General features: G+C 58.8%; 3 protein-coding genes. All 3 read left to right on the forward strand.

The annotated features are described in order from the left end of the window. On the forward strand, positions 1–3,492 hold the full coding sequence (locus tag HMPREF2605_RS05965) for a bifunctional proline dehydrogenase/L-glutamate gamma-semialdehyde dehydrogenase (protein ID WP_070847367.1): 3,492 nt from the start codon (positions 1–3) through the stop codon (positions 3,490–3,492). A 361-nt stretch (positions 3,493–3,853) separates the two neighbouring features. Then, entirely contained in the window at positions 3,854–4,246 is a 393-nt protein-coding gene (gene gcvH, locus HMPREF2605_RS05970; RefSeq protein ID WP_070830437.1) for a glycine cleavage system protein GcvH, read from the forward strand. Positions 4,247–4,840: 594 nt separating this feature from the next. Beyond that, complete coding sequence (locus HMPREF2605_RS05975; protein ID WP_070830439.1) at positions 4,841–5,614, forward strand: transcriptional regulator FtsR; 774 nt, start codon at positions 4,841–4,843, stop codon at positions 5,612–5,614. The last annotated feature ends 386 nt before the right edge of the window (positions 5,615–6,000 follow it).

The raw sequence follows: 6,000 nt of genomic DNA on the forward strand, positions 1-6,000 counted from the left end.
ATGACCCATCCTTTCGCATCTGAGCACTACCAGAAGATGGCTCTGGAAGCTCGTCAGCTTGTTCGCCAGTGGGTAAATGAGTCCCAGTCGATCAAGCCCACCTTCGCAGCTGAGCAGCTCGCCGGTGTTCTGAAGGACCCCAATGGTCTTCCCTTCACCGTCGGCTTTGTTGATGGCGTTATTCGCCCCGAAGACGACAACGTCTCCGGCCGCAACCTCTCCCGCATTTCCGGCCTGGCACCTTCCTTCCTGCCCTGGTACATGAAGTCCGCTGTTGGCTTCGGTGGCAAGCTGGCTGGCAAGGTCGCATGGCCCACCGTTCCCGTTGCACGCCGCGTGCTGCGCGAGATGGTTGGTCACCTGATCGTCGACGCTTCCGAGGAGAAGCTGGGCGACGCAATTGCAGAGCTGACCAAGACCGGTAACCGCCTGAACGTCAACCTGCTCGGTGAGGCAGTTCTGGGTGACAAGGAAGCAGAGCACCGCCTGGCTGAGACCAAGCGCCTGCTGGCACGTGACGACGTTGACTACGTCTCCATCAAGGTGTCCGCTGTTTCCGGCCCCCACCAGCACTGGGCATTCGACGAGGTCGTTGAGACCGCTGTTCGCCGCCTGACCCCGCTGTACGAGCTGGCTGCATCTAGCTCCCCCAAGAAGTTCATCAACCTGGACATGGAGGAGTACAAGGACCTGGACCTCACCATTGAGGTGTTCACCAAGATCCTGGACCAGCCCCACCTGAAGGACCTGGAAGCCGGTATCGTGCTCCAGGCATACCTGCCCGACACCCTGGCTGCAATGCAGCACCTGCAGGAGTGGTCCGCAAAGCGCGTTGCTGCTGGCGGCGCAGGCATCAAGGTCCGCCTGGTTAAGGGCGCAAACCTCTCCATGGAAATCGTCGAAGCTGTTATGCACGGCTGGCCGCTGACCACCTGGGACACCAAGCAGGCTGCTGACACCAACTACAAGCGCGTTCTGGACTACGCACTGCGCCCCGAGCACGTGAAGAACGTTCGCCTCGGTATTGCAGGCCACAACCTCTTCGACGTTGCTTTCGCACTGCTGCTGTCCGAGGACCGCGGCGTGAAGGACCGCGTCGAGTTCGAGATGCTGATTGGTATGGCTGAGCAGCAGGCAGAGATCATCCGCCGTCGCGTTGGCCACCTGCTGCTGTACGTGCCCGTCGTGAACCCCAAGGAATTCGACGTTGCTATCGCATACCTGATCCGTCGTCTCGAGGAGAACGCTTCCTCCGAGAACTTCATGTCCGGTATCTTCGACCTGGCAACCGACGAGTCCATCTTCAAGCGCGAAGAGGACCGCTTCATGCGCGCACTGAACTCCGTCACCGACGAGGTTCCCGCATCCAAGCGTACCCAGAACCGTCTGACCGAGAACGAGGACAACGTCTTCGTACCGGCTGGCCGCTTCGAGAACACCCCCGACACCGACCCCGCACTGGCAGGCAACCGCGAGTGGGGCCGCGCAATCCTCGAGCGCTCCAAGACCACCAAGCTGGGCATTGACACCCTCAAGGCTAATGAGCTGACCAGCGAAGCTGACGCAGAGAAGCTGATCAAGGAAACCGAAGAGGCTGGTAAGGCATGGGGTAAGCTCTCCGGCCACGAGCGTGCAGAGATTCTGCGCAAGGTCGGTAAGGCTATCGCCCTGCGTCGTGGCGACCTGCTGGAGGTCATGGCAGCTGAGGCTGGCAAGACCCTGGAGCAGGGCGACACCGAGGTCTCCGAGGCAATCGACTTCGCATACTACTACGCAATGCTGGCTGAGGACCTCGAGAAGATTGACGGCGCAAAGCCCAAGTCCGTTGACCTGACCCTGGTTGTCCCCCCGTGGAACTTCCCGACCGCTATCCCCGCCGGTGGTGTTTTGGCTGGTCTGGCTGCAGGTTCTGCTGTCATCTTCAAGCCCGCAACCATCACCGCACGCACCGGTGCACTGATCGCAGAGATCATGTGGGATGCAGGTGTTCCCAAGGAAGTTCTGAAGCTCGTCAAGGTTGTTGACCGCGCTGCAGGTAAGCTGCTCATCTCGCACCCCGAGGTTGACCGCCTGATCCTGACCGGTGGTTACGAGACTGCTGAGCTCTTCCGCTCCTGGCGTGATGATCTGCCCCTGTTCGGTGAGACCTCGGGTAAGAACTCCATCATCGTCACCCCGAACGCTGACATCGACCTGGCTGTCAAGGACGTCGTCTACTCGGCATTCGGCCACGCAGGTCAGAAGTGCTCCGCTGGTTCGACCGTCATCCTGGTTGGCTCCGTGGCACAGTCCGAGCGTTTCCGCCGTCAGCTGCTTGACTCCGTCAACTCGCTGCACGTGGCACACCCGCAGGATATCGAGTCCCAGATGGGCCCCGTTGTTCAGAAGCCGGAAGAGAAGCTGCTGCGCGGTCTGACCACCCTCGGCCCGGGTGAGCGCTGGCTCGTTCAGCCCAAGGAACTGGACGAGACCGGTCGCCTCTGGAGCCCCGGTGTTCGCGAAGGCGTCAAGCCCGGTTCCGAGTACCACATGACCGAGTACTTCGGCCCCATCCTGGGCATCATGACCGCTGACACCCTGGAAGAGGCAATCGAGCTGCAGAACGCACCCGACTACGGTCTGACCGCTGGTCTGCACTCGCTGGATGCTGACGAGCTCGAGCTGTGGCTCTCCAAGGTCCAGGCAGGTAACCTGTACGTGAACCGTGCAATTACCGGTGCAATCGTTCAGCGTCAGCCCTTCGGTGGTTGGAAGAAGTCCACCGTGGGTTCCGGTACCAAGGCTGGTGGCCCCAGCTACCTGATTGCTCTGTCCGATTGGGAGCCCGCACAGGCAACCGCGACCGCAACCACCCAGTCGGTGACCGTCCGCGAGACCCTGGCTACCATCGAGAACTCCGAGCTGGGCAAGCGCGAGGACTTCGCATTCATCAAGCGCGGCGTCTCCTCTGACGCACACGCTTGGGACACCGAGTTCGGCTTCGGCCACGATCCCTCGAAGCTGGGCGTCGAGCGCAACATCCTGCGCTACGTACCCACCCAGGTTCTGGTTCGTGCAGACGAGTCCGCATCGCCCGCAGAGACCCTGCGCGTTGTGCTCGCCGGTCTGGCAGCTGATGCACCGGTCGCTCTGTCCGTCGGTAAGGACCTGCCGGTCGACGTCCGTGGCGTCCTGGAGAACAAGGGCATCAAGTACGAGGTCAAGTCGGACGCTCAGTTCCGCGAGTACCTGGCTTCGAACGCTAAGACCCCGGTTCGCGCACTGGCTGGTACCCCGCTGGAAGGCACCCGTATCCGCTACATCGGTAACGATGTGAAGTCCATCTACTCGGCACTGGGTGGTCGCCCGGATGTTGCAGTGTACTTCGCACCGGTCACCGAGGCTGGCCGTATCGAGATGCTGCCCTTCCTCCGCGAGCAGGCTGTTTCGATTACCGCACACCGTTTCGGTAACCCGAACCGCTTCTCCGAGCGCGTCATTTCTTCCCGCTAAGGCGCTGTGAGAGCTTAGCTCTCTAGTCTTTAGGCTCAGGGCCCTGCACCTTTGTGGTGTGGGGCCCTGAGCTTTTTGCGTCTCTGCTACTCCCCGATATAGGGGAGTGGGCCCAGTGCTGTGGGCGTGAAGGTGATTAATAGAGAGGCGCCTAGAGGTCGATAAGAGACGGATGCTTAGGTGCACGGATAAGAAGAGGAAAAATAGCGTCATAGAAATGGTACGGGGGTGTTTGAACGTGCCCCGCGTTACTTCTTATGTGATAATTGGTGTAGGACGTTTCGCAATCCCACACGCGGAACGGAACCGTGCGCGGGAAGGTCCGCGCTACGCAAGAACACACTGAAAGGACACCGCTGCTATGAGCAACGTTCCCGCAGAACTCTCTTACACTTCTGAGCACGAGTGGGTTTCCGCTCTCACCGCTGAGGGCACCGTCCGTGTTGGTATTACCGACCACGCTCAGGATGCACTGGGTGACGTCGTCTACGTCGACCTTCCCTCCGTTGGCGACTCTGTAGCTGCTGAGGATAGCTTCGGTGAGATTGAGTCCACCAAGTCTGTCTCTGACCTCTTTGCTCCCATCTCCGGTGAGATTGTTGCTGTCAACGAGGGTCTGGAGGATGACCCCGCACTGGTTAACTCCGATCCTTACGGTGAGGGCTGGATCGTTGAGATTCGTCCCGAGAACGCTGACGACCTGGCTAACCTGCTGAACGCAGAGGGCTACCAGGCTGAGCTGGACAAGCTCTAAGCCGATAGACGTCTAGTTTTCTACCGGCCTCGTGTAAGAGGTACGTAGTGTTGAAACGGCGAGACCAATTGGTCTCGCCGTTTTTCATTTAAAGTGCACGCAAACGCAAATAAACGGGCGTGGGTAAGGTTCATCTTGAGGGTCTCTGAAGCCATCTGAGGGGCTTGAAAGAAGGCTAAACCCCTAGTGGGAGCCTCTTTCAAGTTAAATGTGATGAAAACTTCAACTATCGCGAGAAGATAAAATTTTCCTCGTAAAGCAGTCCAATATGAGATATGCGCGCTCGAAGTATTGGAATTTTGCTAAAATTGGTACTGTCTCTACTGGATAGTGTTTGATTGTGTGGCTATTTTTGGGTTCAAAAAGCCCCTGAAAAGGGCGAACTGAATAGCAAAATGCCTTGTGAGGCTATAAGATTGTCTCGAAGGTTTGCGGTTTATCATTTCGTGATAAACAACTGAACTTATCTATCACACTCTCAACACTAAGCAAAGATGTTCGGCACGAAGCGAGACTCCCGACCGGGGGAACGAGCCACTCACTCAAACTTCGGCTCGTATCGACATCGGCCGAACAAGTACCCGAAAGACATAGATGACCTCACGCATCGATGAAAACCTCACTAACGCTGAGGTTGAACTAGAGGACGTGGAGAACGGCGACTCTGACCGTAACCCGCGTGACGTTAAGAGCCGGACCATTGGTCAGGTTCTTAGCCAGCTCGACCTGGAGTTCCCCGGAATTAGCGCATCCAAGATTCGTTTCTTGGAGGAGCGCGGTCTGGTGCACCCCAGCCGTACCGAAACGGGTTACCGCAAGTACTCCCAGACGGACATTGAGCGCCTGCGCTACATTCTCACCATGCAGCGCGATCACTACATGCCGCTCAAGGTCATCCGTCAGCATCTGGAGGATCTGGAAGCCGGTCGCGTGCTGAACTCCATGCCTGCCACCGTTAGCGAAGACGTCCTGGACAGCGTCCTTGGACCGGATGAGCAGGAAGGTCGCACCTACACCCTGCGCGAGCTGGCAGAGTACGCTAACACCACCCCCGAGCTGATCCGTGAACTGATTGATTTCGGACTGCTCGAAGATGGCTCGGATGTGGAGTACACCGACTACGATGTGCTGATTGCCCGCGTGAGCGCAGAGCTGACCCAGCACGGTATTCAGCCCCGCCACCTGCGCGCGTTCAAGTCTGCAGCAGACCGCGAAATCTCCCTCGTGGAAATCGCGGTGGCTCCGCTGGCATCGCGCCGCGACGCAGCCTCCCAGGCTCAGGCGCAGGAACGTGCCGATAAGATTCGCAAGTTGTGCCTGCAGCTGCACGCAACGCTCGTCGAATCGGCAATGCCTACCTACGAATAGGCGTACGATGCGGCAGGCTACCGGACAGCCTGCCCGCATATCCCGCGGTTTTACCGCACCCCGAACGGGGTTTTCCCTACAGGATGCACCGCTGACCACGGTGAATCCCTCTAGCCTCTATCTCGCGCCAGCGGGGTAGCGGCCCCTAGATTTGGACGAAGCCGACGCCGGCACGCTCGGAATTCTACCCCTTCGTCCAACACGAAGAGCTTTCTCACCAGGGGGCTCCCGGCCTGCCAAGGCTATTCACTCAACTCAGCTGTAAATGCGTACGGACTACCAGTCCGTACGCATTTACTTTTTAAACTTCCCCTGTATAAACTCCCCCCTGTGAGGTGGGTGCCCAGAAAAGCGAAGGGAACAGTGGGGGGGGGGGGGGGGGGGGG

Origin of the sequence: Rothia sp. HMSC065C03, assembly GCF_001837295.1 — a bacterium.
Lineage (GTDB): Bacteria > Actinomycetota > Actinomycetes > Actinomycetales > Micrococcaceae > Rothia.

Excerpts from the sequence above, each read along its gene's own strand:
- HMPREF2605_RS05965 (WP_070847367.1), top strand. The coding sequence starts at position 1 with ATGACCCATCCTTTCGCATCTGAGCACTACCAGAAGATGGCTCTGGAA.
- gcvH (WP_070830437.1), top strand. The coding sequence starts at position 3,854 with ATGAGCAACGTTCCCGCAGAACTCTCTTACACTTCTGAGCACGAGTGG.
- HMPREF2605_RS05975 (WP_070830439.1), top strand. The coding sequence starts at position 4,841 with ATGACCTCACGCATCGATGAAAACCTCACTAACGCTGAGGTTGAACTA.